Genomic DNA, 26,342 nt, shown 5'->3' with positions numbered 1-26,342 from the left:
CGACATGCGCTGCTTGCACTACTTGTCGTACGACTTTACCGGTGGGCCGGGACCGGCTCGGACTCGGGCTCGGGCGCCTGCCCGGCGAGCCGCTCGCGCCAGGCGGCGAGCACGGCGGCGTCCGTGGCCGGGGTGGCCAGCGAGACGATCACGTAGGCGGCGAGGGAGGCCAGCAGGCCGTAGTAGATGGGCTCGTTGGCGAGGATGCCGTTGGTGGCCATCAGGACGACCACGGAGATGCCGCCGACCCCGACGCCCGCGAGCGCGCCCTGGACCGTGCCGCGCTTCCACAGCAGTCCGCCGAGGATCGGGACCAGCAGACCGCCGACGAGCAGGTTGTACGCCACGGTCAGCGCCTGCACGACGTCGTTGAGCGCGATCGCCGTGAGGATCACGGCGATGCCCATGAGCAGGATGAAGACGCGGTTGCCCTTGACCTCGTCGTGCTCCTCCTCCGCGGTGCGCACCAGGCCCCGCAGCCGCGACCAGATGTCGTTGTTGGCGACGGTGGCGCAGGCGATCAGGGCGCCGGAGGACGTGGACATCACGGCCGCGAGGGCGGCGGCGAGCACCAGGCCCCGCACACCGACGGGGAGTTCGTCCTTGACGATCGTCGCGAAGGCGTCGTCCGCGCTGGCCAGGTTCGGGTAGAGCACCTTGGCCGCGGTGCCGATGACGGCGCCGGCGAGCGCGTAGGCCAGGCAGTAGGTGCCGGCGACCGTGCCGCCCCACTTCGCCGTCCTGTCGTCGCGGGCCGTGAAGACGCGCTGCCAGATGTCCTGACCGATCAGCATGCCGAACGTGTAGATCAGGACGTATGTGAAGATCGTCTCGCCGCCGATGCCCAGGGGGTCGAAGTACTCCGTGGGCAGCTGGGCCTTCATCTCGCTGAAGCCGCCGGCCTTGACGACCGCGATCGGCAGCAGGAGCAGCAGCACGCCGATCGTCTTGACCACGAACTGCACCATGTCGGTCAGCGTGATCGACCACATGCCGCCCAGGGTCGAGTAGGCGACGACGATCGAGCCGCCGAGGACGATCGCGAGGGTGCGGTTCATGTCGAAGAGGACGTCGAAGATCGTGGCGTACGCGATGGTCGACGTCACCGCCAGCATGAGGGTGTACGCCCACATGACCACGCCCGAGATCACGCCCGCCCGGCCGCCGTAGCGCAGGTCGAGCATCTCGGAGACGGTGTAGACCTTCAGGCGGGCGATACGGGCGGAGAAGAAGATCGACAGGGCCAGCAGGCCGAGGCCGATGGTGAAGACCATCCAGGCGCCGGAGAGGCCGTACTGGTAGCCGAGGCCGACGCCGCCGATGGTGGAGGCGCCGCCGAGGACGATCGCGGCCATGGTGCCGGAGTACATGGCCGGGCCCAGGCGGCGGCCGGCCACCAGGAACTCACTCTTCGACTTGGCGCGGCGCATGCCCCACCAGCCCATGGCCAGCATCCCGGCCAGATAGACGACGATCACGATGTAGTCGACGGCCATGGGGCCCTCCTTCGCGCACTCTCGGTGGCGTGTCGTGCAGATGGGAGTTGTCCGGTGTGACGGCGCGGGGACATCCGCCCGTACCCGCGGCTGCCGGTCTGGACCGACCTTAGGTGGCCGGAAAGCGACTGCGAAGTGTACGTTTCATCCATTCATGCGGAACGGGCTGGAGGAAACGTACACAGCATGTCCGAGACACCGGCCCTCCCTCCGACTCCCGCGGTTCCCCTCTCGGCCCTGCTGGCCAGGGAGGACCTCGCGCTGCGCCAGATCGCCGGGCCGTCCGGTCCCGAAATCGTGCTGCACGGGGCGCACACCTCGGAGATGTCCGATCCGTACCCGTATCTGCTGGGTGGCGAGCTGCTGCTCACGGCCGGGGTGCACATTCCGGATGCGGCGGGGTCGGGCACGTACTTCGACGACTACGTCTCGCGGATCGTCGCGGCGGGCGGCGCGGCCCTCGGCTTCGGGGTGGCCCCGGTGCACGACACGGTGCCGCGCGCGCTGGTCGAGGCCTGCGAGGCATACGGCCTGCCGCTGCTGGAGGTCCCGCCCCGGACCACCTTCTCCGGCGTCGCCCGCGCCGTCTGGCAGCTGATCGCCCGGGCCCGGCTCACCGAGCTGCGCCGGGTGACGGAGGCCCAGCAGAGCCTCGCCACGGCCGCCGCCCGCCCGGACCCGGTGCCGTCGGTACTGCGCCAGCTGTCCCAGCGGGTGAGTGGCTGGGCGGTGCTGTACGGCCCCGACGGCGCCCGGATCGCCACCGCGGGCAGGCCCCCTTCGGACGAGGCACGACGGGCCCTGGAGGAACTGACGGCGGTGGTACGCCCGGGCACCGACCGCCCGTCACCCGCCGAGAGCCGGACCACTCACACGCCGCCTGCCACCCCGCGAGGCACCCCACCGCCAACCGCCACCCACCCCGGGCCCCCGCAGACGGGCACGCCACGCACGACCCCACCGCCCACCAGCGCCACCCACTCCGCCCCACCGACCACCAGCTCTCCGCGCACGACCCCAGCGGCCACGCCGCCCACACGCCCCACCGCACCCGCCACCACCAGCCCTCCGCGCACCGCCCCACCGCCGACATCCCCCTCCCGCCCCGCTCCCTCGTCCGCCGCCGACGCTGTCGGTGGTACGCACCTCTCCGCCTACGCCCTCGGGGCCGGGCAGGGGTTCGTGCTCGGGATCGCCGCCCCCCAGCGTGAACCCGCCGATCACGCGATCGCCTCCGTCGCCTCCGTGCTGCTCTCCCTCCTCACCGGCGAGCACCACAGCGGCGCGGGCGCCGCGCGCTCCTCCGCGCTGGTGCGGCTGCTGCTGGGGGCCGGGCCGGAGACGGTGGCTCCGCTGCTCGGGGCCGAGCGGTGGCTGGTCGTGCACGCGCGGCCGGACGCGCACGCCCCCGACCCGGTCGCCGCCTCGGCGCTCGGCGCGGCGCTGGGCTCGCCGCTGGTGGACGTCGCCAAGGACGTCGTACGCGTCCTGCTGCCCGCCGATCGTGAACCGGCCCCGCAACCCGGCTGGACCCTGGGCGTCAGCGCCTCCGCCGGCCCGCGGGAGTGGCCGGCCGCGGACACCCAGGCGGCCCGTGCGCTGGCCCGCGCCCGGGCCACCCGCACGGCGCTGGTACGGCACGGCGGCCGGCAGGCGCTGGCGGACCTGGTGCCGGGCGGCGAGGCGGAGGCGTACGCCCGCGCGCTGCTGGGCCCCGTGGCGGGCAACACCGCCCTCACCGACACCCTGCGCACCTGGCTGTCGCTGCACGGCAGTTGGGACCGCACCGCCGTCGCCCTGTCGGTGCACCGCAACACCGTCCGGCAGCGGATCACCCGGTGTGCCGCGCTGCTGGAGGTGGACGTGGACGATCCGGACGTGCGGATGGAGCTGTGGTTCGCGCTGCGGCAGCTGTGACCCCGGGTGAGTGACCCACGTCCCAGCGTGCGGGACGCCGGGGACGGGCCCGGGCTCGTACCGCACAATAAGAGCCATGCCGATATCCGGGACACCCAGCCGCGCCGAGCTCGTCGAGCACCTTGTGAAGACCCGTATCGCGGGCGACGTCGCCACCCCGCGAGAGAACAACCTCTCCCACTACCGCCAACTGTCGAACGGCGTCCGCAACTTCTGGCTCGGCCTGGAGCTCGGCGACCGCTGGACCGACGAGCAGGACGTGCTCGCGGTGATGGCGGAGCGGGTCGGCGTGAACGACGACGCCGAGTACCGGCACGGCCAGGACACCATCGACCCCGAACTGACGGTCGCCGCCCTGGAGCGCCTCGCGGCCCGGCTGCGCAAGGCGGCGGACAGCGGGCAGCGGGTGCTCTTCGCGACCGGCCACCCCGGCGGCCTGCTCGACGTGCACCGCGCCACGGCGGCCGCGCTGCGCGCCGCGGGCTGCGAGATCGTGGTGATCCCGGACGGGCTGCAGACGGACGAGGGTTACGTCATGCAGTTCGCGGACGTGGCGGTGCTGGAGCACGGCGCCACCCTGTGGCACACCCACTCGGGCGAACCCATGAAGGCCATCCTCACCGCCCTGGAGCGCGAGGGCCGCCCGCTGCCGGACCTGGTCGTCGCCGACCACGGCTGGGCGGGTTACGCGGGCCGGCACGGCGTCGACTCGGTCGGCTACGCCGACTGCAACGACCCGGCCCTGTTCATCGCGGAGGCCGAGGGAACCGTCCAGGTGACGGTCCCCCTCGACGACCACGTGGTCAGCCCGCGCCACTACGACCCGATGACGGCGTACCTGCTGTCGGAGGCGGGGCTCAGCTAGTACGCGGGATCCGGACGACGCCTTCCTGGATCACCGTCACGGCGAGGCGGCCGTCCTGCGTGTAGATGCGGGCCTGGCCGAGGCCCCGGCCGCCGTACGCCGACGGGGACTCCTGGTCGTACAGGAGCCACTCGTCGGCGCGGAACGGACGGTGGAACCACATCGCGTGGTCCAGCGAGGCCCCGACGACGTCACCGACGGCCCAGCCGCCGCGGCCGTGCGCGAGCAGCACGGAGTCGAGGAGCGTCATGTCGGAGACGTACGTCGCCAGTACGACGTGCAGCAGCGGGTCGTCGGCGAGCTTGCCGTTGGTGCGGAACCACACCTGCGAGTGCGGCTCGCGCGGCTCGCCGAACCTGCCGTACGGCGGCTCGTCGACGTAGCGCAGGTCGACGGCGGCACGCGCCTCCAGGAACTTCTCGACGACCTGCGGCGGGATGTGGCCGTACCCGCGCAGCCGCTCCTCGGAGGTGGGGAGCGTCTCGGGGTCGGGTGCGGACGGCATCGAGTTCTGGTGGTCGAAGCCTTCCTCGTGCTTCTGGAAGGACGCGGAGAGCGCGAAGATCGGCTGCCCGTGCTGGACCGCCACCACCCGGCGGGCGGTGAAGGAGCGGCCGTCGTTCATCCGGTCGACCGTGTAGACGATCGGCGCGCCCGGGTCGCCGGTGCGCAGGAAGTACGCGTGCAGGGAGTGCGGGTGCCGGTCCTCGGGGACCGTACGCCCGGCGGCGACGAGCGCCTGGGCCGCGACCTGTCCGCCGAAGACGCGCGGGACGACGGCGGACCGGGACTGGCCGCGGAAGATGTTCTCCTCGATCTGCTCCAGGTCGAGCAGATCGAGGAGACCCTGTAGTGCCTGGTTCATGGCACCTTTTCTACTGGCCGGTAATTGCGGGAACCTTACAGGCCCATGTCCTTCGCGATGATCGACTTCATGATCTCGCTGGTCCCGCCGTAGATGCGGTTCACGCGGTTGTCCGCGTACAGGCGGGCGATCGGGTACTCGTTCATGTATCCGTAGCCGCCGTGCAGCTGGAGGCAGCGGTCGATCACGCGGTGCGCGACCTCGGTGCAGAACAGCTTGGCGGAGGCGGCCTCGGCGGGGGTCAGCTCACCGGCGTCCAGAGCCTCCGTGGCGCGGTCGGCGACGGCCTCGGCGGCGTCCACCTCGGCCTGGCAGGCGGCCAGCTCGAACTTGGTGTTCTGGAAGTGGGCGACCGGCTTGCCGAAGACCGTGCGGTCCTGCACGTACTGCTTGGCGAACCGGACGGCGGCCTTGGCCTGCGCGTAGGCGCCGAAGGCGATGCCCCAGCGCTCGGACGCGAGGTTGTGGCCGAGGTAGGAGAAGCCCTTGTTCTCCTCGCCGAGCAGGTCCTCGACCGGGACCTTGACGTCGACGAAGGCCAGCTCTGCCGTGTCGGAGGTGCGCAGACCCAGCTTGTCCAGCTTGCGGCCGACCGAGTAGCCGTCGGACTTGGTGTCGACGGCGAAGAGGGAGATGCCGAAACGGCGGTCCTCGGCGGTCGGGGCGGAGGTCCGGGCGCAGACGATGACCTTGTCGGCGTGCACACCGCCGGTGATGAAGGTCTTGGCGCCGTTGAGGACGTAGTGGGTGCCGTCCTCGGAGAGCTTGGCGGTGGTCTTCATGCCCGCGAGGTCGGAGCCGGTGCCCGGCTCGGTCATCGCGATGGCCCACATCTCCTCGCCGGTGACGAACTTCGGCAGGTAGCGCTTCTTCTGCTCGTCCGTGGCCAGCATCTTGATGTAGGGCAGAGCGAGCAGCACGTGCACGCCGGAGCCGCCGAACTGGACGCCCGCGCGGGCGGTCTCCTCGTACAGGACGGCCTCGAACTTGTGGCTGTCCATGCCCGCGCCGCCGAACTCCTCGGGCACGTTGATGCCGAAGATGCCCAGCTCACCGAGCTTGTGGTAGAACTCGCGCGGCGCCTGGCCGGCGGCGAACCACTCGTCGTAGACGGGCACGACCTCGGCCTCGATGAAGGCGCGCAGGGTCTCCCGGAACGCCTCGTGATCCTCGTTGAACACCGTACGGCGCACGCCGCCACCTCCACCGTCACATGTCTAAGCGCTTGCTCACCCAACCGTACCGGCGAGTACGAACCGCCGACAAGACCGGGCCGTGCGTAACGCTCGTCACGCCCGCGACTCAGCCGGCGGGCCACCACCGGGGCGCGGCCCAGGCCAGCGCGTAGCCGAAGCCGTTGACCGCCCAGTGCAGGGCCGCGGGCGCGAGCAGGCTGCCGGAGCGGCGGCGCAGCTCGCACAGCACCACACCGGCGGCGGCCGTGACGGCGACGGCCACCGCCACCGTCACCGCCACGTCCGCCGGGCCACCGCCGAACGCCGTCCCCACGGCGGCGTTGGAGCGGTTGAGGCCACGGGAGGGCAGCACATGCCACAGGCCGAACAGGAGCGAGGAGGCGGCAGTCGCCCACGCCGTGCCCCACCGGCGCCGGACCATGGCCCACAGCACTCCGCGGAAGGCGGTCTCCTCCAGCAGCACGGTGCCGACAGGCACGCGCACGAGGACGCTCCCCAGCAGTTGCCCGCCGGTCAGGCCGGCGGCGCGGGCGTCCTGGAACACCTCCCGGCCGGCCGGGACGGCGAGCAGGAGCAGGTAGCCGGCGAGGACCGCACCGGCCAGGTAGGGCGCCCACCGCGCCCCCCGGCGCAGCCCCGCCGCGTCGAGCCCCAGATCGGCCCGGGTCAGCCCGTCCCGGCGGGCGATCAGCAGCAGGACGGCCGTCGCGACGACGCACGGCAGGACGTACGCGAGGGGGCCGCGCACGAGCCGGTTGTTGACCAGGTTCGCGACGGCCAGGACAGCGACGACACAGACGACCCGCACCCTGCCTCCAGCAGTCCGGCAACACCCTCGGGGCCACTCCCGGCGGAGCGCCTACGCCGAGGCGAACGCCCCCCTGGCCATCCGGTGCAGCAGCTCCGCCGTGGCCTCGCGCCCCGGGAGCGAGCCCGGCCGGCCCAGGTGCGGGGTCGAGTTCAGCAGGCCGAAGACCGAGTGGACGGCGGAGCGGGCCGTCGGCTCGGGCAGTTCCGGGTAGACCTCGCGGACCACCTCCACCCACAGCTCGACGTACTGGCGCTGGAGCTGGCGCACCATCTTGCGGTCGCTGTCGCGCAGCCGGTCCAGCTCGCGGTCGTGCAGCGTGATGAGCGGGCGGTCGTCGAGCGCGAAGTCGATGTGCCCCTCGATGAGCGAGTCGAGGAGCGCCTCGGGGTCCCCGTCCGCCTCCGCCACCCGGCGCTTCCCGCCGGTCAGGAGCTGACCGCTGATCCCCACCAGCAGCTCGGCGAGCATCGCGTCCTTGCCCGGGAAGTGGCGGTAGAGACCGGGGCCGCTGATGCCCACCGCGGCGCCTATCTCGTCCACCCCCACGCCGTGGAAGCCGCGCTCGGCGAAGAGCCGCGCGGCCTCCTTGAGGATCTGTTCGCGGCGGGTCGGGGCGTCGGTTCGCGTGGCCATGGAACCAATTCTAGACAGGGAGGTTAGCGGTCGTTAACCTGAAGGAAATGCGTTAACGCTCATTAACAAGGTGAGGGGACCGCAAGGATGGACCAGGCACCGGAGCTGCACGGCGCGGCGGACCCCGCGTCGGCGGCCTGGCGGGTCAACGAGGCAGCGCACCTCGCACTCGTGGAGGAGCTGCGCGGCAAGCTCGCCGCCGCCCGGCTCGGCGGGGGCGAGAAGGCACGCGCCCGGCACACCGCGCGCGGCAAGCTGCTGCCGCGCGACCGGGTCGACACCCTGCTCGACCCCGGCTCGCCCTTCCTGGAGCTGGCCCCGCTCGCCGCCGACGGGATGTACGACGGCCAGGCCCCGGCCGCCGGCGTCGTCGCCGGCATCGGGCGGGTCGGCGGCCGGGAGTGCGTCGTCGTCGCCAACGACGCCACCGTCAAGGGCGGGACGTACTACCCGATGACGGTGAAGAAGCATCTGCGCGCGCAGGAAGTGGCCCTGGAGAACCGGCTGCCCTGCCTCTATCTGGTGGACTCCGGCGGCGCCTTCCTGCCCATGCAGGACGAGGTCTTCCCGGACCGCGAGCACTTCGGCCGGATCTTCTACAACCAGGCCCGGATGTCCGCCGCCCGGATCCCCCAGATCGCCGCCGTCCTCGGCTCCTGCACCGCCGGCGGGGCGTACGTCCCGGCGATGAGCGACGAGGCCGTCATCGTCCGGAACCAGGGCACGATCTTCCTCGGCGGCCCTCCGCTGGTGAAGGCCGCCACCGGCGAGGTCGTCACCGCCGAGGAGCTCGGCGGCGGCGAGGTGCACTCCCGTGTCTCCGGCGTCACCGACCACCTCGCGGAGGACGACGCCCACGCCCTGCGGATCGTGCGGAACATCGTCGCCACCCTCCCCGCGCGCGGACCGCTGCCCTGGGAGGTGAAGCCGGCGGTCGAGCCCAAGGCCGACCCGTACGGGCTGTACGGAGCCGTGCCCGTCGACTCCCGCACCCCCTACGACGTCCGCGAGGTCATCGCGCGCGTGGTCGACGGTTCCCGGTTCGCCGAGTTCAAGGCCGAGTTCGGGCAGACCCTCGTCACCGGCTTCGCCCGGATCCACGGCCACCCGGTCGGCATCGTCGCCAACAACGGCATCCTCTTCTCGGAGTCCGCCCAGAAGGGCGCCCACTTCATCGAGCTGTGCGACCAGCGCGGCATCCCGCTGCTGTTCCTGCAGAACATCTCGGGCTTCATGGTCGGCAAGGACTACGAGGCCGGCGGCATCGCCAAGCACGGGGCGAAGATGGTCACCGCCGTCGCCACCACACGGGTCCCGAAGCTGACGGTCGTGGTCGGCGGATCGTACGGCGCGGGCAACTACTCGATGTGCGGCCGGGCGTACTCGCCCCGCTTCCTGTGGATGTGGCCCAACGCCAAGATCTCCGTCATGGGCGGCGAACAGGCCGCCTCGGTCCTCGCCACCGTCAAGCGGGACCAGTTGGAGGGCCGCGGCGAGGCCTGGCCCACCGAGGACGAAGAGGCCTTCAAGGCGCCGATCCGCGAGCAGTACGACCGCCAGGGAAATGCCTACTACGCGACGGCCCGCCTCTGGGACGACGGGGTGATCGACCCCCTGGAGACCCGTCAGGTGGTCGGCCTGGCCCTGACCGCGTGCGCCAACGCGCCCCTGGGTGACCCCCAGTTCGGCGTCTTCCGGATGTGAGGGGACCGATGTTCGACACCGTTCTTGTGGCCAACCGCGGCGAGATCGCGGTCCGGGTCATCCGTACGCTCCGCTCGCTGGGCGTGCGCTCGGTCGCCGTCTTCTCCGACGCCGACGCCGACGCCCGGCACGTGCGCGAGGCCGACACGGCGGTACGGATCGGGCCGGCGCCGGCCGTCGAGAGCTACCTGTCCGTGGAGCGCATCCTGGAGGCGGCGGCCACGGCGAAGGCCCAGGCCGTCCACCCGGGGTACGGCTTCCTCGCCGAGAACGCCGCCTTCGCGCGCGCCTGCGCCGACGCCGGACTGGTCTTCATCGGGCCGTCGGCCGACGCCATCGCCCTGATGGGCGACAAGATCCGCGCCAAGGAGACCGTGGCGGCGGCCGGCGTCCCGGTCGTCCCCGGCGGCCGCGACCCCGAACTCGCGCGGGCCGCGCGGGAGCTGGGCGCCCCCGTGCTGCTCAAGCCCTCCGCGGGCGGCGGCGGCAAGGGCATGCGCCTGGTGCGGGACCTCGGCGTGCTCGACGACGAGATCGCCGCCGCCCGGCGCGAGGCCGCCGCCTCCTTCGGCGACGACACCCTCCTCGTGGAGCGGTGGATCGACCGGCCCCGCCACATCGAGATCCAGGTCCTGGCCGACGGCCACGGGGGCGTCGTCCACCTCGGCGAGCGCGAGTGCTCCCTCCAGCGGCGCCACCAGAAGGTCGTCGAGGAGGCGCCGAGCGTGCTCCTGGACGAGGCCACCCGCGCGGCGATGGGCGAGGCGGCGGTGCAGGCGGCCCGCTCCTGCGGGTACGTCGGGGCGGGCACGGTCGAGTTCATCGTCCCCGGCGGCGACCCGGACGCGTACTGCTTCATGGAGATGAACACCCGCCTCCAGGTGGAGCACCCCGTCACCGAGCTGATCACCGGGCTCGACCTGGTGGAGTGGCAGCTGCGGGTCGCGGCGGGCGAGCGCCTCGCCTTCACGCAGGACGACATCACCCTCACCGGCCACGCGATCGAGGCCCGCGTCTGCGCCGAGGACCCGACCCGCGGCTTCCTGCCGTCCGGCGGCACGGTGCTCGGCTTGCGCGAACCGCAGGGCGACGGCGTCCGCACCGACTCCGGCCTCAGCGAGGGCACGGAGGTCGGCAGCCTGTACGACCCGATGCTGTCGAAGGTCATCGCCTACGGCCCCGACCGCGCCACCGCCCTGCGCAAGCTGCGGGCCGCCCTCGCCGGGACGGTCGTCCTGGGCGTGCCCACGAACGTCGGGTTCCTGCGGCGGCTGCTCGCCCATCCGGCGGTCGCCGAGGGCGACCTGGACACCGGGCTGGTCGAGCGGGAGGTGGCGGGCCTCGTGACGGACGAGGTCCCGGACGAGGTCTACGCGGCGGCGGCGCTGCTGCGCCACGGCGCGTTGTCCCCCGCGCCCGGCAGCGGCTGGATCGATCCGTTCTCCGTCCCGCGGGGCTGGCGTCTGGGCGGCGAGCGGGCCTGGACGGCGCACCACTTGCGGGTGCCGGGGCACGACCCGGTGACCGTACGCCTGCGCGGCGCGGCGGACGGCGGGTTCGAGCTGCTGCTCGACGGCGCCGGGGCCCCGGTCCCGGTGTCCGCGGGCCCGGCCCCGGCCGGACCCGGTTCCCCGTTCACGCTCCGGCAGGGCGGCGTCGCCCACACCTTCGCCGCCCTGCCCGACGGCACCTGGCTCGGGCGCGACGGCGACGCCTGGCAGGTGCGCGACCACGACCCGGTCGAGGCGTCCCTCTCCCGCACCGCCCATGCCGGTGCCGACTCGCTGACCGCGCCCATGCCGGGCACAGTGACGGTGGTGAAGGTCGCGGTGGGCGACGCGGTCGAGGCCGGTCAGAGCCTGCTGGTGGTGGAGGCGATGAAGATGGAGCACGTCATCTCCGCCCCGCACGCCGGGACGGTCGCCGAGCTGGACGTGGCCCCGGGGACGACCGTCGCCATGGACCAGGTCCTCGCCGTCATCACGCCGACCGAGGAGGAACCGGCATGAGCACCCCCGACCCAGCCCTCCCCATGGTCGTACCGGCGCCGGGCCTGCCCGCCCGGATCCGGATCCACGAGGTCGGCCCCCGCGACGGCCTGCAGAACGAGAAGGCGCAGGTCCCGACGGAGGTCAAGGCGGAGTTCATCCGCCGGCTGGCCGAGGCGGGTCTGACGACGATCGAGGCCACCAGCTTCGTCCACCCCAAGTGGGTGCCCCAACTGGCGGACGCCGAGGAACTGTTCCCGCTCGTGCGGGACGTGCCGGTGGCCCTGCCGGTGCTCGTCCCCAACGACCGGGGGCTGGACCGGGCGCTGGCCCTGGGCGCCACCCGCGTCGCCGTCTTCGCCAGCGCCACGGAGTCCTTCGCGAAGGCCAACCTCAACCGCACGGTCGACGAGGCGCTGGCCATGTTCGACCCGGTGGTCTCCCGGGCGAAGGCCGAGGGGCTCCAGGTCCGCGGCTATCTGTCGATGTGCTTCGGCGACCCCTGGGAGGGCCCGGTGCCGGTGCACCAGGTCGTGCGGGTCTGCAAGGCCCTGCTGGACATGGGCTGCGACGAGCTGAGCCTGGGCGACACGATCGGCGTGGCGACCCCGGGCCATGTCGCCGAGCTCCTCACCGCGCTGAACGCCGACAAGATCCCCACCACCGCCCTCGGCGTGCACTTCCACGACACCTACGGCCAGGCACTGGCCAACACCCTCGCCGCGCTCCAGCACGGCGTCACGACGGTCGACGCCTCGGCGGGCGGCCTCGGCGGCTGCCCGTACGCCAAGAGCGCCACCGGCAACCTCGCCACCGAGGACCTCGTGTGGATGCTGCACGGCCTCGGCATCGACACCGGCGTCGATCTCGGCCGTCTCACCGCCACCAGCGTGTGGATGGCCGGCCGACTGGGCCGACCCAGCCCGTCCCGCACCGTAAGAGCCCTCTCCCACCAGGAGCAGTGACGCACCATGGACCACCGCCTCAGTCCCGAGCTGGAAGAACTCCGCCGCACGGTGGAGGAGTTCGCGCACGAGGTCGTCGCCCCCAAGATCGGCGACTACTACGAGCGGCACGAGTTCCCGTACGAGATCGTCCGCGAGATGGGCAGGATGGGCCTGTTCGGGCTGCCGTTCCCGGAGGAGTACGGCGGCATGGGCGGCGACTATCTCGCCCTGGGCATCGCCCTGGAGGAACTGGCCCGCGTCGACTCCTCGGTGGCCATCACCCTGGAGGCGGGCGTCTCGCTGGGTGCCATGCCGATCCATCTGTTCGGCACCGAGGAGCAGAAGCGTGAGTGGCTGCCCCGGCTGTGCTCCGGCGAGATCCTCGGCGCCTTCGGCCTGACCGAGCCCGACGGCGGTTCGGACGCGGGCGCGACCCGCACGACGGCGCGGCGCGACGCGGAGACCGGCGAGTGGGTGATCAACGGCACCAAGTGCTTCATCACCAACTCGGGCACGGACATCACCAGCCTGGTGACGGTCACGGCCGTGACGGGCCGCAAGCCGGACGGCACGCCGCAGATCTCCGCGATCATCGTCCCGACCGGAACGCCGGGCTTCACGGTGGCACCCCAGTACTCCAAGGTCGGCTGGAACGCCTCCGACACCCGGGAGCTGTCCTTCGACGACGTCCGGGTCCCGGCGGCGAACCTGCTGGGCCAGGAGGGCCGCGGGTACGCCCAGTTCCTGCGCATCCTCGACGAGGGCCGGGTCGCCATCGCGGCGCTCGCCACCGGCCTGGCGCAGGGCTGTGTGGACGAGTCGGTGAAGTACGCGAAGGAACGTCACGCCTTCGGCCGGCCGATCGGCGCCAACCAGGCCATCCAGTTCAAGGTCGCCGACATGGAGATGAAGGCCCACACGGCCCGCCTCGCGTGGCGGGACGCGGCCTCCCGGCTGGTGGCGGGCGAGCCCTTCAAGAAGGAGGCGGCCCTGGCGAAGCTGTACTCCTCCACCATCGCGGTGGACAACGCCCGTGACGCCACCCAGATCCACGGCGGGTACGGCTTCATGAACGAGTACCCGGTGGCCCGGATGTGGCGGGACTCGAAGATCCTGGAGATCGGCGAGGGCACCAGCGAAGTGCAACGGATGCTGATCGCCCGCGAGTTGGGGCTCGTGGGCTGAGCCACCGCCCGCCCGGCCGACGGACGGCGGCGCCCCTGGAGGGCCCGCCCCTGGACAAGTTCTGAGGTTAGGCTAACCTACCTTCGAATTGTCCGGCGGGCCCTCCGCCCTGTTCGAAAGCAGCCATTCCCATGTCCAACGCCCGTGCCACCCACCTCACCCGTCGCGGCATCCTCGCCGCCGGCGGTGCCCTCGGCCTCGGTGCCGTGCTCGCCGCCTGCGGCGACGAAGACACGAACAGCGGCGGCTCGGACGCGAAGGCCTCCGCCAAGGCCTCCGGCCCCTGGTCGTTCAAGGACGACCGCGGCGAGACCGTGAAGCTGGACCAGGCCCCGGCGAACATCGCCGCCTTCGTCGGCGTCGCCGCCGCCCTGTACGACTACGGCATCGAGGTCAAGGGCGTCTTCGGCCCGACCACCACGCAGGACGGCAAGGCCGACGTCCAGGCCGGCGACATGGACGTCAGCAAGCTGACCGTCTTCGGCAACGTCTGGGACCAGTTCAACGTCGAGCAGTACGCCGCCTTCCAGCCGGACGTGCTGATCTCCACCACCTTCGACAGCGCGGGCACCCTGTGGTACGTCCCCGAGGCCTCCAAGGACAAGATCGCCAAGCTCGCGCCGAGCGCCGCCATCTCCGTCTACGACCGCCAGCTGACCGCGCCGCTGCAGCGCATGTGGGAGCTCGCGGAGTCGCTCGGCGCGGACATGAAGGCCGACGAGGCCGTGAAGGCCAAGCAGGAGTTCGAGGCGGCCGCCGAGCGGCTGCGCAAGGCCGCCAAGTCCCGGCCCGAGATCAAGGTGCTGGCCGGCTCCGCGAGCCAGGAGATCTTCTACGTCTCCGGCACCAACCTCTCCATCGACCTGGAGTACTTCAAGGCGCTCGGCGTGAACTTCGTCGAGCCGCCGGAGAAGGCCAAGTCCGAGGGTGGCGGCTGGTTCGAGTCGCTGAGCTGGGAGAACGTCGACAAGTACCCGGCCGACATCATCATGATGGACGACCGTTCCTCGACGATCCAGCCCGCCGACATCGCCGAGGGCACGTGGAAGAAGCTGCCCGCGGTGAAGGCGGGCCAGGTCATCGCGCGTTCCCCCGAGCCGATCCTGTCGTACGCGAAGTGCACGCCGCTGCTGGTCGATCTGGCCGAGGCCATCGAGAAGGCCAAGAAGGTCAGCTGACACCCGCGCCCAGGTGATCCCCCCTGACGTCGCATCAGGAGCCACCCCATGACGACGGCCGTGGCCGCCCCGTTCCGTTTCTTCTCCCTGCAGGTCGTGCGGACGAGGCGGCTCGGCCCGTCTCTCGTCCGGGTCACCTTCGCCGGGGAGGACCTGCGGCACTTCTTCTCCGACGGGCGCGACCAGTCCCTGTCGCTGTTCCTGCCGCAACCCGGCCGGCGCGAGCCGCGGGTTCCGGTCGAACTCGGTGACGGGTGGTGGCAGGGCTGGCGTGAACTCCCGGACGGCGTACGGGCCGTGATGCGGTCCTACACGCTGCGGGCACTGCGCCGGAATCCCGACGAGATCGACATCGACTTCGTCCTGCACACCCCGGCCGGACCCGCCTCCCACTGGGCCTCCCGGGCCGCCGCCGGGGACCGGGTGCTGCTGCTCGGACCGGCGGTCGCGGACAACCGGGCGATCCGGTTCCGTCCGCCGCAGGACACCGACCTGGTGGTCGTCTGGGGCGACGAGACCGCCCTACCGGCCGTCTCGGCCATCCTGGAGTCGCTGCCGGCCGGCCTGCGCGTGCGCGTCTGGCTGGAGGTGCACGACGCCGGGACCATCCAGGACCTGGCGACCGCGGCGGACGCCGACATCACCTGGCTGGTGCAGGACGCACAGGCCGCCGAGAGCTCCCCCATGGCTCTCGGCCCTCTGCGCGACGCCCGACTGCCGCCCGCCGAGCGCCCGTACGTCTGGATCGCGGGCGAGTCCTCCTGCGTGAAGCGGTTGCGCCGGCACTTCGTGGGCGAGCGCGGCATCGACCGCCGCCGGGTCACCTTCGTCGGTTACTGGCGACAGGGGCTCAGCGAGGAGCAGTTGCGCGAGCGGGGCGAGTAACTGCCCGCCGCCAGGCGGTCGTTCACAGTGACGGCTGTCACGGCACGGGGCCGCGTTTGACCAGAGGTACTTAGCTTAGGCTAACCTAAGTTAAACGCGGCCTTCACCCGTCCCGTCACGGACCGTCCCCACCGGAGGACCCCCCCATGCGCTCGCACCTGCTCAATGACACGACCGCGGAGCAGTACCGCCGCTCCGTGACCGATGGAGTAGAGCGGGTGGCGGCGAAACTCGCCACCACCGACCGTCCGTTCACCGGCGTCACCGTCGACACCCTCTCCCCCCGCATCGAGCAGATCGACCTCGACCAGCCGCTGCACGACACCACCGCGGTGCTGGACGAGCTGGAGGACGTCTACCTCCGCGACGCGATCTACTTCCACCACCCCCGCTACCTCGCCCACCTCAACTGCCCGGTCGTCATACCGGCGGTGCTCGGCGAGGCGATCCTCTCCGCCGTCAACTCCTCCCTCGACACCTGGGACCAGTCGGCAGGCGGCACCCTGATCGAGCGCAAGCTCATCGACTGGACCACCGAGCGAATCGGCCTCGGCCCCGCCGCCGACGGGGTGTTCACCTCGGGCGGCACCCAGTCCAACCTCCAGGCGCTGCTGCTGGCCCGCGAGGAGGCCAAGCCAGGGCCGGCGGGGTGGGAAGAAGGGCGCTCCCTGGCGAAACTGCGCATCTTCGCCTCCGACGTCAGCCACTTCAGCGTGAAGAAGTCGGCGAAACTGCTCGGCCTCGGACCCGACGCCGTCGTGGCGATCCCCGTCGACCACGACAAGCGGATGCAGACCGTCGCGCTCGCCAACGAGCTGGAGCGGTGCAAGGAGGACGGCCTCGTCCCCATGGCCGTCGTCGCCACCTCCGGCACCACCGACTTCGGCTCGATCGACCCGCTCCCCGAGATCGCCGAGCTGTGCTCCCAGTACGGCACCTGGATGCACGTCGACGCGGCCTACGGCTGCGGGCTGCTCACCTCGCTCAGGCGCCGGGCCCTGCTGGACGGCATCGAGCGGGCCGACTCGGTCACCGTGGACTTCCACAAGTCCTTCTTCCAGCCGGTGAGTTCGTCGGCCGTGCTGGTCCGGGACGCCGCCACCCTGCGCCACGCCACCTACCACGCGGAGTACCTCAACCCGCGCCGCATGGTGCAGGAACGTATTCCCAACCAGGTGGACAAGTCCCTCCAGACCACCCGCCGCTTCGACGCCCTCAAGCTCTGGGTGACCCTGCGCGTGATGGGCGCCGACGGCATCGGACAGCTCTTCGACGAGGTGTGCGACCTGGCCCAGGAGGGCTGGAAGCTGCTCGCCGCCGACCCGCGCTACGACGTCGTGGTCGAGCCCTCCCTGTCCACCCTGGTCTTCCGCTACATCCCGGCCGCCGTCACCGACCCGGCCGAGATCGACCGCGCCAACCTCTACGCCCGCAAGGCCCTGTTCGCCTCCGGCGAGGCCGTCGTCGCGGGCACCAAGGTGGGCAACCGCCACTACCTGAAGTTCACCCTGCTCAACCCCGAGACCAAGGCGTCCGACATCGCCGCCGTCCTCGACCTGATCGCCGGCCACGCCGAGCAGTACCTGGGAGAATCCCTTGACCGCGCTTCCTGACACCACGAAAAAGACCTACGACTTCGTGGGGATCGGGCTCGGCCCCTTCAACCTCGGCCTCGCCTGCCTGACCGAGCCCATCGCCGAACTCGACGGCGTCTTCCTGGAGTCCAAGCCGGACTTCGAGTGGCACGCGGGCATGTTCCTGGACGGCGCCCACCTCCAGACGCCGTTCATGTCGGACCTGGTGACGCTGGCCGACCCGACCTCCCCGTACTCCTTCCTGAACTACCTGAAGGACAGGGGACGGCTGTACTCGTTCTACATCCGCGAGAACTTCTACCCGCTGCGCGTCGAGTACGACGACTACTGCCGCTGGGCCGCGAACCAGCTGAGCAGCGTCCGCTTCAGCACGACGGTCACCGAGGTGACGTACGAGGACGAGCTGTACGTCGTGCGCACCACGGCCGGCGAGGTCTTCCGCGCCCGTCACCTGGTCCTCGGCACCGGCACCCCGCCCCACATCCCGGACGCCTGCCAGGGCCTCGGCGGTGACTTCCTGCACAACTCCCGCTACGTCCAGCACAAGGCGGAGCTCCAGCGCAAGGAGTCGATCACGCTGGTCGGCAGCGGCCAGTCCGCCGCCGAGATCTACTACGACCTGCTCGGCGAGATCGACGTGCACGGCTACCAGCTGAACTGGGTGACGCGCTCCCCGCGGTTCTTCCCGCTGGAGTACACCAAGCTCACGCTGGAGATGACCTCCCCGGAGTACATCGACTACTACCGCGAGCTGCCCGAGGCGACCCGCTACCGCCTCACCACCGAGCAGAAGGGCCTGTTCAAGGGCATCGACGGCGATCTCATCAACGAGATCTTCGACCTGCTCTACCGGAAGAACCTCGGCGGGCCGATCCGCACCCGGCTGCTCACCAACTCCGCGCTCACCGGCGCCCGGTACGAGAACGGCACGTACACGCTGGGCTTCCGCCAGGAGGAACAGGAGCGGGACTTCGAGCTCGACACGCAGGGCCTGGTGCTCGCCACCGGCTACAAGTACGCCGAGCCGGAGTTCCTGAAGCCGGTCCGCGACCGTCTGCGCTACGACTCCCAGGGCAACTTCGACGTCGCCCGCAACTACGCCGTCGACGTCACCGGCAGAGGCATCTTCCTCCAGAACGCCGGCGTCCACACCCACAGCATCACCTCGCCCGACCTGGGCATGGGCGCGTACCGGAACTCGTACATCATCCGCGAGCTGCTCGGCAGCGAGTACTACCCCGTCGAGAAGTCCATCGCGTTCCAGGAGTTCGCCGTATGAGCATCGGCAAGTTCACCGTCCGCCCCCTCGACCCCCTGAAGGACGCCGAGCTGCTGCACAGCTGGGTCACCCACCCCAAGGCGGCCTTCTGGATGATGCAGGACGCGAAACTGCAGGACGTCGAGCGCGAGTACATGCGCATAGCGGCGCACGAGCACCACCACGCCCATCTCGGCCTGCACGACGGCGCACCGGCCTTCCTGATGGAGCGGTACGACCCCCGTCACGTCGAGCTGGTCGGCCTGTACGACCCCGAGCCCGGCGATGTCGGCATGCACTTCCTGGTCGCCCCCACGGACCGGCCGGTGCACGGCTTCACCAGGGCCGTCATCACCGCCGTGATGGAGGAGCTGTTCGCCGACCCGGGCACCCGGCGGGTCGTGGTCGAGCCCGATGTGAGCAATGAAGCGGTGCACGCGCTGAACGAGGCCGTCGGTTTTGTGCCCGCACGAGAGATCGACAAGCCGGAGAAGCGCGCGCTGCTCAGCTTCTGCACGCGCGAGCAGTTCGTGGCCGCCCGAGGAGTAGCCGTATGACCCTGTCCGACGCCGTGGCGCACCTTTCCCCCCACCGCTGGGCGCGGGCCAACCGCCTCCTGATCCGCAAGGCCCTCGCCGAGTTCGCCCACGAGCGGCTCCTGTCGCCGGAGTCCACCGGTGACGGCGGCTATGTCGTCCGCAGCGACGACGGCCTGACGCGGTACACCTTCACGGCAGTGGTCCGGGCCCTGGACCACTGGCAGATCGACGCCGACTCCATCGCCCGGCACCGCGACGGCGCCGAGTCGGCTCCGGCCGCGCTGGACTTCTTCATCGAGTTCCGGCAGGCGCTCGGCCTGAGCGACGAGATCCTCCCGGTCTACCTGGAGGAGGTCTCCTCGACCCTCTCCGGCACGTGCTACAAGCTCACCAAGCCGCAGATCCCGGTCGGCGAGCTGGTGACCGGCGGTTTCCAGGCCATCGAGACCGGCATGACCGAGGGCCACCCCTGCTTCGTCGCCAACAACGGCCGGCTCGGCTTCGGGATCCACGAGTACCTCTCGTACGCCCCCGAGACCGCGAGCCCGGTCCGGCTGGTGTGGCTGGCCGCGCACCGCTCGCGCGCCGCCTTCACGGCCGGCGTCGGCATCGAGTACGAGTCGTTCCTGAGGGAGGAGCTGGGCGCGGAGACGGTCGAGCGGTTCGGCCGGCAGCTCACGGACCAGGGCCTCGACCCCGCCGACTACCTCCTCATCCCCGTCCACCCCTGGCAGTGGTGGAACAAGCTCGCCGTCACCTTCGCCGCCGAGGTGGCCCAGCGGCACCTCGTCTGCCTCGGCGAGGGCGACGACGAGTACCTGGCCCAGCAGTCCATCCGTACCTTCTTCAACGCCACCCACCCCGAGAAGCACTACGTGAAGACGGCCCTGTCCGTCCTCAACATGGGCTTCATGCGCGGGCTCTCGGCCGCCTACATGGAGGCCACCCCGGCGATCAACGACTGGCTCGCCCAGCTGATCGAGGGCGACCCGGTGCTGAAGTCGACGGGCCTGTCGATCATCCGGGAGCGCGCGGCGGTCGGCTACCGGCACCTGGAGTACGAGAAGGCGACGGACCGCTACTCGCCGTACCGCAAGATGCTGGCCGCGCTGTGGCGGGAGAGCCCGGTGGCCTCGCTCCGGCAGGCCGAGTCGCTCGCCACCATGGCCTCGCTGCTGCACGTCGACCACGAGGGCCGGGGTTTCGCGGCCGCGCTGATCGAGCAGTCGGGCCTCACCCCGCAGGAGTGGCTGCGCGGCTACCTGCGCGCCTACTTCACGCCGCTGCTGCACAGCTTCTACGCCTACGACCTGGTGTACATGCCGCACGGCGAGAACGTCATCCTGGTCCTGAAGGACGGCGCCGTCGAGCGCGCGATCTACAAGGACATCGCCGAGGAGATCGCCGTCATGGACCCGGACGCGGTGCTGCCGCCGGCGGTGGAGCGGCTGCGCGTCGACGTCCCCGAGGACAAGAAACTCCTGTCGATCTTCACGGACGTCTTCGACTGCTTCTTCCGCTTCCTCGCCGCGAACCTCGCCGACGAGGGGGTCCTGGAGGAGGACGGCTTCTGGCGCACGGTCGCGGAGGTCACCCGTGAGTACCAGGAGTCGATGCCCGAACTCGCCGACAAGTTCCGGCAGTACGACATGTTCGCCCCTCGGTTCGCGCTGTCCTGCCTGAACCGGCTCCAGCTGCGCGACAACAAGCAGATGGTGGACCTGGCCGACCCGGCGGGCGCGCTCCAGCTGGTCGGCGATCTGGAGAACCCGATCGCCGGGTTCTGACCCCCAAGGACAGGCGGGCACCCCGGAGTACGGTCCTGCGGGGTGCCCGCCGTCATCTACTCAGCCGGCCAAGGGACCTGCGGCGCCCGGTAGTACCCGATCCCGAGCGCCTCCCACCGCGGCCCCTGGGCCGCGAGCCGCTGCTTGTAGCCGTCCCAGCCGTGAGCGGCACGGGGCGACCAGCCGAGCTCGGCGACGCCCGGCAGCCTCGGGAAGGCCATGTACTCGATATGGCGGGAGTTCTCGAGGGTCTCCGACCACAGCGGCGCCTCGACGCCCTTGACCGCCGACGCGGGCGCTCCAGGAAGATAGGCGCCCGGGTCCCAGTCGTAGGACCGCCGCACGTCGACGTATCCGGCCCAGGACAGCCCGAGCGGGGTCTGGGCGTCGTACTTCATGTCGAGGTAGACCCGGTCGGCCGGGGACAGGACGAGCCCCGTGCCGTTCCGCGCGGCGGCCGCGACCTGCTCCTTCTCCGCGGCGCCGGTGCCGTCCAGGCCCCAGTACTGCGCGATGGCGCCCTTGGCCGGGGTCGCGCCGGTCAGCTGGTGCCAGCCGACGACCGTCTTGCCGTACTTGGCGACGACCGGCTGCACCCGGTCCATGAACTTCACGTAGTCCTCGTGGCTGGTGGAGTGCGCCTCGTCGCCGCCGATGTGGAGATGGCGGCCCGGGGTGAGCGCCGCGATCTCCCGCACCACGTCGTCCACGAAGTCGTACGTGATCTCCTTCGGCACGCACAGCGAGCTGAAGCCGACCTGGGTGCCGGTGTAGAGCGGGGGCGCCACGCCGTCGCAGTTCAGCTCGGCGTACGAGGCGAGGGCCGCGTTGGTGTGGCCGGGCATGTCGATCTCGGGGACGACCTCCAGGTGCCGGGAGCCCGCGTAGCGCACGATCTCCTTGTAGTCGGCCTTGGTGTAGTAGCCACCGGGACCGCCGCCGACCTCGGTCGAGCCGCCGTACGTCGCCAGCCGCGGCCAGGAGTCGACGGCGATCCGCCAGCCCTGGTCGTCGCTGAGGTGCAGATGCAGCTTGTTGAACTTGTAGAGCGCCAGCTGGTCGATGTAGCGCTTGACCTCCTCGACGCGGAAGAAGTGCCGGGACACGTCCAGCATCGCGCCGCGCCAGCCGTAGCGCGGGGTGTCCTTGATGGTGCCGCCCGCGACGACCCAGGGGCCGGGCTGTACGGAGTCCCGCTCGACGGCGGCCGGCAGGAGCTGGCGCAGGGTCTGGACGCCGTGGAAGAGGCCGGCCGGGCGGGCGGCGGTGATGGTGACGCCACTGCGGCCGGAGTCCAGGCGGTAGCCCTCGTCGCCGTAGGGGCCCTTGGCGAGCCGCAGCCGGATGCCTCCGTCGCCGTGGGTGGTGACGGGGAGGCGGTAGCCGGTCGAGGGGCGCAGCACGTCCGCGAGATAGCCGCCGACCCCGCGGGCCTCACGGGAGTCGTCGACGCGGATGCGGGTGCGCTCGGTGATGCGGTACGGCGATCCGCCAGGGTCGACGGAGGCCGGGGCGGGGATCACGTCGCCGAGCGCGGCCCGGGTGCCGGAACCGGCAGCGGTAGCAGGCGCCGCCGCGGTGAGGGAGGCGCCGACCGCGGTGACGAGCAGCAGCGAAGCCAGAAGGCGAGGCGCTCGATGGTGCAGTTTGCGGTGCTGTCTCACAAACGTCCCTTCCTGGAGCTCCAACAGGTATGGACCACTCTCTCGCGAGACCGGTGAAACAATCCCTCGCATGGCGGAAATCATCCAGAAGGACGGCACGTGGATCTTCGACGGCGACGCCCTGCGCCTGACTCCCGGACGGGACAAGAACGTCGGTCTGCTCCGCAGGACACTGGGTGAACTGGTCGTGCCGCTGCGGGCGTTGGCGGGCATCTCCTTCGAGCAGGGCCGCAGGGCAGGGCGGCTGAGGCTGCGGTTGCGGGACGGCGCCGACCCGCTGCTGCACGCCACCGCCGGCCGGCTCGACGAACCCCACGACCCCTACCGGCTGACCGTCGAGTCCGACCGCTACGGCGTCGCCGAGTACCTGGTGGACGAGGTGCGCCAGGCGCTGCTGCTGGACCAGGTGCCCTCGGACCCGGTCTCCGAGTACCTGCTGCCGGGCCCGTCCGTGCCGTTGTCGGCCGCCGCCGGGGACGGCACCGCGAGCTTCGACGGCGAGCAGGTCCGCCTGGAGTGGAACTGGAAGACGGAGGACGCCAAGGCAGCCGCGGGCACCCGCACGCTCGCCGTCACCGACATCGCGGCCGTGGAGTGGCATCCGGCGGCCGGCCTGGAGAACGGCTACCTGCGCTTCACGGTGAAGAACGCCCCGACCAAGGCGCCGCCCAAGTACGACCCCAACTCGGTCGAGCTGTGGGGCTTCAAGAAGGACCCCCTGATGGCCCTGATCGCCGCCGCCGTCCAGGCCCGGCTCCCGCACCCGGCGGCCCCGGCGCCGGCCGCCGCCCTGCACGGCCCCGCGCAGGAGCCGGAGCCCGCCGCGGGCGCCCGCGAGGACGACCACGACGCGCTGCTGCGGCGCCTGCGCGAGCTCGGCGAACTGCACCGCACCGGCGTGCTGACCGACGAGGAGTTCGCCCTGGCCAAGCAGGCGATCCTGAAGCGGATGTGACCCCGCCCGGCCGATCGGCCGAGGACACGACACCGCCCCCCTGCCCGAAATCGGGCAAGATTGTTGCGAAAGCTTCGCCGGTACCCCAGGATCTACCGGGTGCACGACGAACTCGTTGATCATCTGACGCGCTCCACGCCCCTCAACCGGGGTGAGGCGCTGCGCGTGATCCAGGACGTGCTCGCCTACTTCGACGAGACGACCGAGGAGTTCGTCCGTCGCCGCCACCGCGAGCTCCAGGCCCAGGGTCTGGTCAACGCGACGATCTTCGAACAGATCTCGGCGGACCTGAAATACCGGGCGGTGGCACCGCCGGAGCTCACCCTCCGGCAGCTGCGCCGCATCGTCTACGGCTGAGGGAATACATCTCTATGTGCGGAATCGTCGGATACATCGGGAAGCGCGACGTCGCCCCCCTGCTCCTGGAAGGCCTGCAGCGCCTGGAGTACCGCGGCTACGACTCGGCCGGCATCGTCGTCACCTCCCCCAAGGCCGCCGGCCTGAAGATGGTCAAGGCCAAGGGCCGGGTGCGCGACCTGGAGGCCAAGGTCCCGGCGCGCTTCAAGGGCACCACCGGCATCGCCCACACCCGCTGGGCCACCCACGGCGCCCCGTCCGACGTCAACGCCCACCCGCACCTGGACGCCGAGGGCAAGGTCGCCGTCGTCCACAACGGCATCATCGACAACGCCTCCGACCTGCGCCGCAAACTGGAGGCGGACGGCGTCGAGTTCCTCTCCGAGACCGACACCGAGGTCCTCGTCCACCTGATCGCCCGCTCGCAGGCCGAGAAGCTGGAGGACAAGGTCCGCGAGATCCTCCGGCTCATCGAGGGCACCTACGGCATCGCCGTCCTGCACGCCGACTTCCCGGACCGCATCGTCGTCGCCCGCAACGGCTCCCCCGTCGTCCTCGGCATCGGCGAGAAGGAGATGTTCGTCGCCTCGGACATCGCCGCGCTGGTCACCCACACCCGGCAGATAGTGACCCTCGACGACGGCGAGATGGCCACCCTCAAGGCCGACGACTTCCGCACCTACACCACCGAGGGCACCCGCACGACGGCCGAGCCCACCACCGTGGAGTGGGAGGCCGCCTCCTACGACATGGGCGGCCACGACACCTACATGCACAAGGAGATCCACGAGCAGGCCGAGGCCGTCGACCGCGTCCTGCGTGGCCGGATCGACGACCGCTTCTCCACCGTGCACCTCGGCGGCCTGAACCTCGACGCCCGCGAGGCCCGGCGGATCCGCCGCGTGAAGATCCTCGGCTGCGGCACCTCGTACCACGCCGGCATGATCGGCGCCCAGATGATAGAGGAGCTCGCCCGCATCCCCGCGGACGCCGAGCCTGCCTCCGAGTTCCGCTACCGCAACGCGGTCGTCGACCCCGACACCCTCTACATCGCGGTCTCCCAGTCCGGTGAGACCTACGACGTGCTGGCGGCCGTCCAGGAGCTGAAGCGCAAGGGCGCCCGGGTGCTGGGCATCGTGAACGTCGTCGGCTCGGCGATCGCCCGCGAGGCCGACGGCGGCATCTACGTGCACGCCGGCCCCGAGGTCTGCGTGGTCTCCACGAAGTGCTTCACCAACACCTGCGTGGCCTTCGCCCTGCTGGCCCTGCACCTCGGCCGCACCCGCGACCTCTCCGTGCGCGACGGCAAGCGGATCATCGAGGGCCTGCGCAAGCTGCCCGCGCAGATCGCCGAGATGATGGAGCAGGAGGGGGAGATCGAGGAGCTGGCCAAGGGGTACGCCGACGCCCGCTCGATGCTCTTCATCGGCCGGGTCCGCGGCTACCCGGTCGCCCGCGAGGCCTCCCTCAAGCTCAAGGAGGTCTCGTACATCCACGCCGAGGCCTACCCCGCCTCCGAGCTGAAGCACGGCCCGCTCGCCCTGATCGAGCCCGCGCTCCCGACGGTGGCGATCGTCCCCGACGACGACCTGCTGGAGAAGAACCGCGCAGCGATGGAGGAGATCAAGGCGCGCAGCGGCAAGATCCTGGCGGTCGCCCACCGCGAGCAGGAGAAGGCCGACCAGACGATCGTGGTCCCGAAGAACGAGGACGAGCTCGACCCGATCCTGATGGGCATCCCGCTCCAACTCCTCGCCTACCACACGGCACTTGCCCTCGGCCGGGACATCGACAAGCCCCGCAACCTCGCCAAGTCGGTGACGGTCGAGTAGTTCCCTGCTCCGAGGCCGGACAAGAGGACGGACCCCATGTGTCGCCACCGAACACAGGGGGTCCGTCTCGTGTGCCGGGAAGCCGCCCAACTCCCCGGCCTGCGCCGCTAACCGGCAGCCGTCACCCCCCGGCCCGCGGCGCGTCGCGGAAGTGCCGTCGGCCAGTGCGCCAGCGCCGCGGTCGCCGCGTACCAGGCGACCGCCCCGGAGGCGACGGCGAACCAGCCGCCCGCCTTGCCCAGCGCCCCGCTGTCCGCGAACTGCCCGATGGCGAGCAGCAGGAGCGCGACGAAGAACAGTCCGTACATGGCCTGCCCGAGCGTGTCCCCACCGGCGAGCGTGAGGGTGAGGACGACGAGGGCGAACAGCAGCAGGAACAGCCCTGCGGCGTTGTCGGAGACGTCGGGCGAGACGGCCCAGGTGAACCAGAGCGCGCCGAGCGCGGCGAACGCGGTGCCCGTCCCGGCGTCACCTTCCCGGAACGCGAACAGTCCGGCGACGAACAGCGCGACGCCGCCTACGTAGTGAGCCAGTGTCACGGCGTCCGCCGCCGTCACTCCGTCGATCAGCCCGGTGTGACCGAGGCCGACGGCCAGCAGGGTGACACCGAGTGCGAGTCGGCCGACGATCGTGGTGGTGCTTCCCGCAGAGACGACGTTGTCCACGGCGGGCTCCCTTCATGCAT

Annotated in this window: 22 protein-coding genes; 15 read left to right on the top strand and 7 right to left on the bottom strand. The window is 71.2% G+C overall.

What is annotated here, in order from left to right:
- Positions 1-35 precede the first annotated feature (35 nt).
- Entirely contained in the window at positions 36-1,496 is a 1,461-nt protein-coding gene (locus ACFV6X_RS06790) for a sodium:solute symporter (RefSeq protein WP_385378662.1), read from the bottom strand.
- Positions 1,497-1,682: 186 nt separating this feature from the next.
- On the opposite strand from ACFV6X_RS06790, the gene ACFV6X_RS06785 reads away from it, so the two are divergent.
- Together ACFV6X_RS06785 and ACFV6X_RS06780 are read left to right on the top strand one after the other, a co-directional pair.
- The gene (locus ACFV6X_RS06785; RefSeq protein WP_385378660.1) at positions 1,683-3,413 is read left to right on the top strand and encodes a helix-turn-helix domain-containing protein; all 1,731 of its coding nucleotides are present in this window, start codon (positions 1,683-1,685) and stop codon (positions 3,411-3,413) included.
- Positions 3,414-3,489: 76 nt separating this feature from the next.
- Complete coding sequence (locus ACFV6X_RS06780; RefSeq protein WP_385378657.1) at positions 3,490-4,278, top strand: phosphatase; 789 nt, start codon at positions 3,490-3,492, stop codon at positions 4,276-4,278.
- Here the strand turns inward: ACFV6X_RS06780 and tesB are convergent.
- The 4 genes from tesB to ACFV6X_RS06760 all read right to left on the bottom strand — a co-directional run bounded on the left by tesB (position 4,271) and on the right by ACFV6X_RS06760 (position 7,783).
- The gene (gene tesB / locus ACFV6X_RS06775) at positions 4,271-5,143 is read right to left on the bottom strand and encodes an acyl-CoA thioesterase II (RefSeq protein WP_365449742.1); all 873 of its coding nucleotides are present in this window, start codon (positions 5,141-5,143) and stop codon (positions 4,271-4,273) included. The genes ACFV6X_RS06780 and tesB overlap by 8 nt on opposite strands.
- A 35-nt stretch (positions 5,144-5,178) precedes the next feature.
- Positions 5,179-6,336 carry an acyl-CoA dehydrogenase family protein gene (locus tag ACFV6X_RS06770; protein WP_385378654.1) on the bottom strand — a complete coding sequence of 386 codons (1,158 nt, stop codon included), beginning with the start codon at positions 6,334-6,336 and terminating at the stop codon, positions 5,179-5,181.
- 109 nt (positions 6,337-6,445) lie between these two features.
- A complete protein-coding gene (locus tag ACFV6X_RS06765) occupies positions 6,446-7,147 on the bottom strand; it encodes a CPBP family intramembrane glutamic endopeptidase (protein WP_385378651.1) in 702 nt (233 codons plus the stop codon).
- 51 nt (positions 7,148-7,198) lie between these two features.
- Positions 7,199-7,783 (bottom strand): TetR/AcrR family transcriptional regulator, encoded by a 585-nt coding sequence (locus tag ACFV6X_RS06760; RefSeq protein WP_365449736.1) that lies wholly within the window; start codon positions 7,781-7,783, stop codon positions 7,199-7,201.
- Positions 7,784-7,870: 87 nt separating this feature from the next.
- Between ACFV6X_RS06760 and ACFV6X_RS06755 the strand changes: the two genes are divergently transcribed.
- From ACFV6X_RS06755 to ACFV6X_RS06710, 10 genes are all read left to right on the top strand, one after another.
- Entirely contained in the window at positions 7,871-9,487 is a 1,617-nt protein-coding gene (locus ACFV6X_RS06755) for a carboxyl transferase domain-containing protein (RefSeq protein WP_385378648.1), read from the top strand.
- 8 nt (positions 9,488-9,495) lie between these two features.
- Positions 9,496-11,496, top strand: a complete 2,001-nt coding sequence (locus tag ACFV6X_RS06750) for a biotin carboxylase N-terminal domain-containing protein (RefSeq protein ID WP_385378645.1) — start codon at positions 9,496-9,498, stop codon at positions 11,494-11,496.
- Positions 11,493-12,440, top strand: coding sequence for a hydroxymethylglutaryl-CoA lyase (locus tag ACFV6X_RS06745; RefSeq protein ID WP_385378642.1), 948 nt, complete (start codon positions 11,493-11,495; stop codon positions 12,438-12,440). The genes ACFV6X_RS06750 and ACFV6X_RS06745 overlap by 4 nt, the downstream gene beginning before the upstream one ends.
- Before the next feature lie 6 nt (positions 12,441-12,446).
- Entirely contained in the window at positions 12,447-13,607 is a 1,161-nt protein-coding gene (locus ACFV6X_RS06740; protein ID WP_385378639.1) for an acyl-CoA dehydrogenase family protein, read from the top strand.
- Positions 13,608-13,738: 131 nt separating this feature from the next.
- Entirely contained in the window at positions 13,739-14,785 is a 1,047-nt protein-coding gene (locus ACFV6X_RS06735) for an ABC transporter substrate-binding protein (RefSeq protein WP_385378636.1), read from the top strand.
- A gap of 48 nt (positions 14,786-14,833) precedes the next feature.
- Positions 14,834-15,670, top strand: a complete 837-nt coding sequence (locus ACFV6X_RS06730; protein ID WP_385378633.1) for a siderophore-interacting protein — start codon at positions 14,834-14,836, stop codon at positions 15,668-15,670.
- Between the two features lie 146 nt (positions 15,671-15,816).
- On the top strand, positions 15,817-17,283 hold the full coding sequence (gene desA, locus ACFV6X_RS06725) for a lysine decarboxylase DesA (RefSeq protein ID WP_385378630.1): 1,467 nt from the start codon (positions 15,817-15,819) through the stop codon (positions 17,281-17,283).
- Positions 17,267-18,544, top strand: coding sequence for a lysine N(6)-hydroxylase/L-ornithine N(5)-oxygenase family protein (locus ACFV6X_RS06720; protein WP_385378627.1), 1,278 nt, complete (start codon positions 17,267-17,269; stop codon positions 18,542-18,544). The genes desA and ACFV6X_RS06720 overlap by 17 nt, the downstream gene beginning before the upstream one ends.
- Complete coding sequence (locus ACFV6X_RS06715) at positions 18,541-19,080, top strand: GNAT family N-acetyltransferase (protein WP_385378624.1); 540 nt, start codon at positions 18,541-18,543, stop codon at positions 19,078-19,080. Before ACFV6X_RS06720 ends, ACFV6X_RS06715 begins: the two co-directional genes overlap by 4 nt.
- Positions 19,077-20,849: an IucA/IucC family protein gene (locus tag ACFV6X_RS06710; RefSeq protein ID WP_385378621.1), complete on the top strand. Its 1,773-nt coding sequence runs from the start codon at positions 19,077-19,079 to the stop codon at positions 20,847-20,849. The genes ACFV6X_RS06715 and ACFV6X_RS06710 overlap by 4 nt, the downstream gene beginning before the upstream one ends.
- A 56-nt stretch (positions 20,850-20,905) precedes the next feature.
- On the opposite strand, the gene ACFV6X_RS06705 is transcribed toward ACFV6X_RS06710, so the two are convergent.
- Positions 20,906-22,585, bottom strand: a complete 1,680-nt coding sequence (locus ACFV6X_RS06705) for a beta-N-acetylhexosaminidase (RefSeq protein WP_385378753.1) — start codon at positions 22,583-22,585, stop codon at positions 20,906-20,908.
- Here ACFV6X_RS06705 and ACFV6X_RS06700 point away from each other — a divergent pair.
- The 3 genes from ACFV6X_RS06700 (at position 22,584) to glmS (ending at position 25,657) form a co-directional block, all read left to right on the top strand.
- Positions 22,584-23,468: a DUF4429 domain-containing protein gene (locus ACFV6X_RS06700; RefSeq protein ID WP_385378618.1), complete on the top strand. Its 885-nt coding sequence runs from the start codon at positions 22,584-22,586 to the stop codon at positions 23,466-23,468. The two genes, ACFV6X_RS06705 and ACFV6X_RS06700, sit on opposite strands and share 2 nt — an antisense overlap.
- Positions 23,469-23,567: 99 nt before the next feature.
- Complete coding sequence (locus ACFV6X_RS06695) at positions 23,568-23,825, top strand: hypothetical protein (RefSeq protein ID WP_385378615.1); 258 nt, start codon at positions 23,568-23,570, stop codon at positions 23,823-23,825.
- A gap of 14 nt (positions 23,826-23,839) precedes the next feature.
- Positions 23,840-25,657, top strand: coding sequence for a glutamine--fructose-6-phosphate transaminase (isomerizing) (gene glmS / locus ACFV6X_RS06690; protein WP_385378612.1), 1,818 nt, complete (start codon positions 23,840-23,842; stop codon positions 25,655-25,657).
- 107 nt (positions 25,658-25,764) lie between these two features.
- On the opposite strand, the gene ACFV6X_RS06685 is transcribed toward glmS, so the two are convergent.
- Complete coding sequence (locus ACFV6X_RS06685; RefSeq protein ID WP_385378609.1) at positions 25,765-26,322, bottom strand: GPR1/FUN34/YaaH family transporter; 558 nt, start codon at positions 26,320-26,322, stop codon at positions 25,765-25,767.
- Positions 26,323-26,342 lie beyond the last annotated feature (20 nt).

The organism is Streptomyces sp. NPDC059861, from assembly GCF_042731435.1.
In the GTDB taxonomy this organism is placed as follows: Bacteria; Actinomycetota; Actinomycetes; order Streptomycetales; family Streptomycetaceae; genus Streptomyces.
This window is presented reverse-complemented; position numbering and strand designations above follow the sequence as displayed.

Bases quoted from the DNA above. Each gene is read 5' to 3' on its own strand.
- ACFV6X_RS06705 (WP_385378753.1), bottom strand. From the start codon at position 22,585: ATGCGAGGGATTGTTTCACCGGTCTCGCGAGAGAGTGGTCCATACCTG.
- ACFV6X_RS06760 (WP_365449736.1), bottom strand. From the start codon at position 7,783: ATGGCCACGCGAACCGACGCCCCGACCCGCCGCGAACAGATCCTCAAG.
- ACFV6X_RS06710 (WP_385378621.1), top strand. From the start codon at position 19,077: ATGACCCTGTCCGACGCCGTGGCGCACCTTTCCCCCCACCGCTGGGCG.
- ACFV6X_RS06715 (WP_385378624.1), top strand. From the start codon at position 18,541: ATGAGCATCGGCAAGTTCACCGTCCGCCCCCTCGACCCCCTGAAGGAC.
- ACFV6X_RS06700 (WP_385378618.1), top strand. From the start codon at position 22,584: ATGGCGGAAATCATCCAGAAGGACGGCACGTGGATCTTCGACGGCGAC.
- ACFV6X_RS06740 (WP_385378639.1), top strand. From the start codon at position 12,447: ATGGACCACCGCCTCAGTCCCGAGCTGGAAGAACTCCGCCGCACGGTG.
- ACFV6X_RS06790 (WP_385378662.1), bottom strand. From the start codon at position 1,496: ATGGCCGTCGACTACATCGTGATCGTCGTCTATCTGGCCGGGATGCTG.
- tesB (WP_365449742.1), bottom strand. From the start codon at position 5,143: ATGAACCAGGCACTACAGGGTCTCCTCGATCTGCTCGACCTGGAGCAG.
- ACFV6X_RS06730 (WP_385378633.1), top strand. From the start codon at position 14,834: ATGACGACGGCCGTGGCCGCCCCGTTCCGTTTCTTCTCCCTGCAGGTC.
- ACFV6X_RS06785 (WP_385378660.1), top strand. From the start codon at position 1,683: ATGTCCGAGACACCGGCCCTCCCTCCGACTCCCGCGGTTCCCCTCTCG.
- ACFV6X_RS06750 (WP_385378645.1), top strand. From the start codon at position 9,496: ATGTTCGACACCGTTCTTGTGGCCAACCGCGGCGAGATCGCGGTCCGG.
- desA (WP_385378630.1), top strand. From the start codon at position 15,817: ATGCGCTCGCACCTGCTCAATGACACGACCGCGGAGCAGTACCGCCGC.
- ACFV6X_RS06745 (WP_385378642.1), top strand. From the start codon at position 11,493: ATGAGCACCCCCGACCCAGCCCTCCCCATGGTCGTACCGGCGCCGGGC.
- glmS (WP_385378612.1), top strand. From the start codon at position 23,840: ATGTGCGGAATCGTCGGATACATCGGGAAGCGCGACGTCGCCCCCCTG.
- ACFV6X_RS06755 (WP_385378648.1), top strand. From the start codon at position 7,871: ATGGACCAGGCACCGGAGCTGCACGGCGCGGCGGACCCCGCGTCGGCG.
- ACFV6X_RS06735 (WP_385378636.1), top strand. From the start codon at position 13,739: ATGTCCAACGCCCGTGCCACCCACCTCACCCGTCGCGGCATCCTCGCC.
- ACFV6X_RS06780 (WP_385378657.1), top strand. From the start codon at position 3,490: ATGCCGATATCCGGGACACCCAGCCGCGCCGAGCTCGTCGAGCACCTT.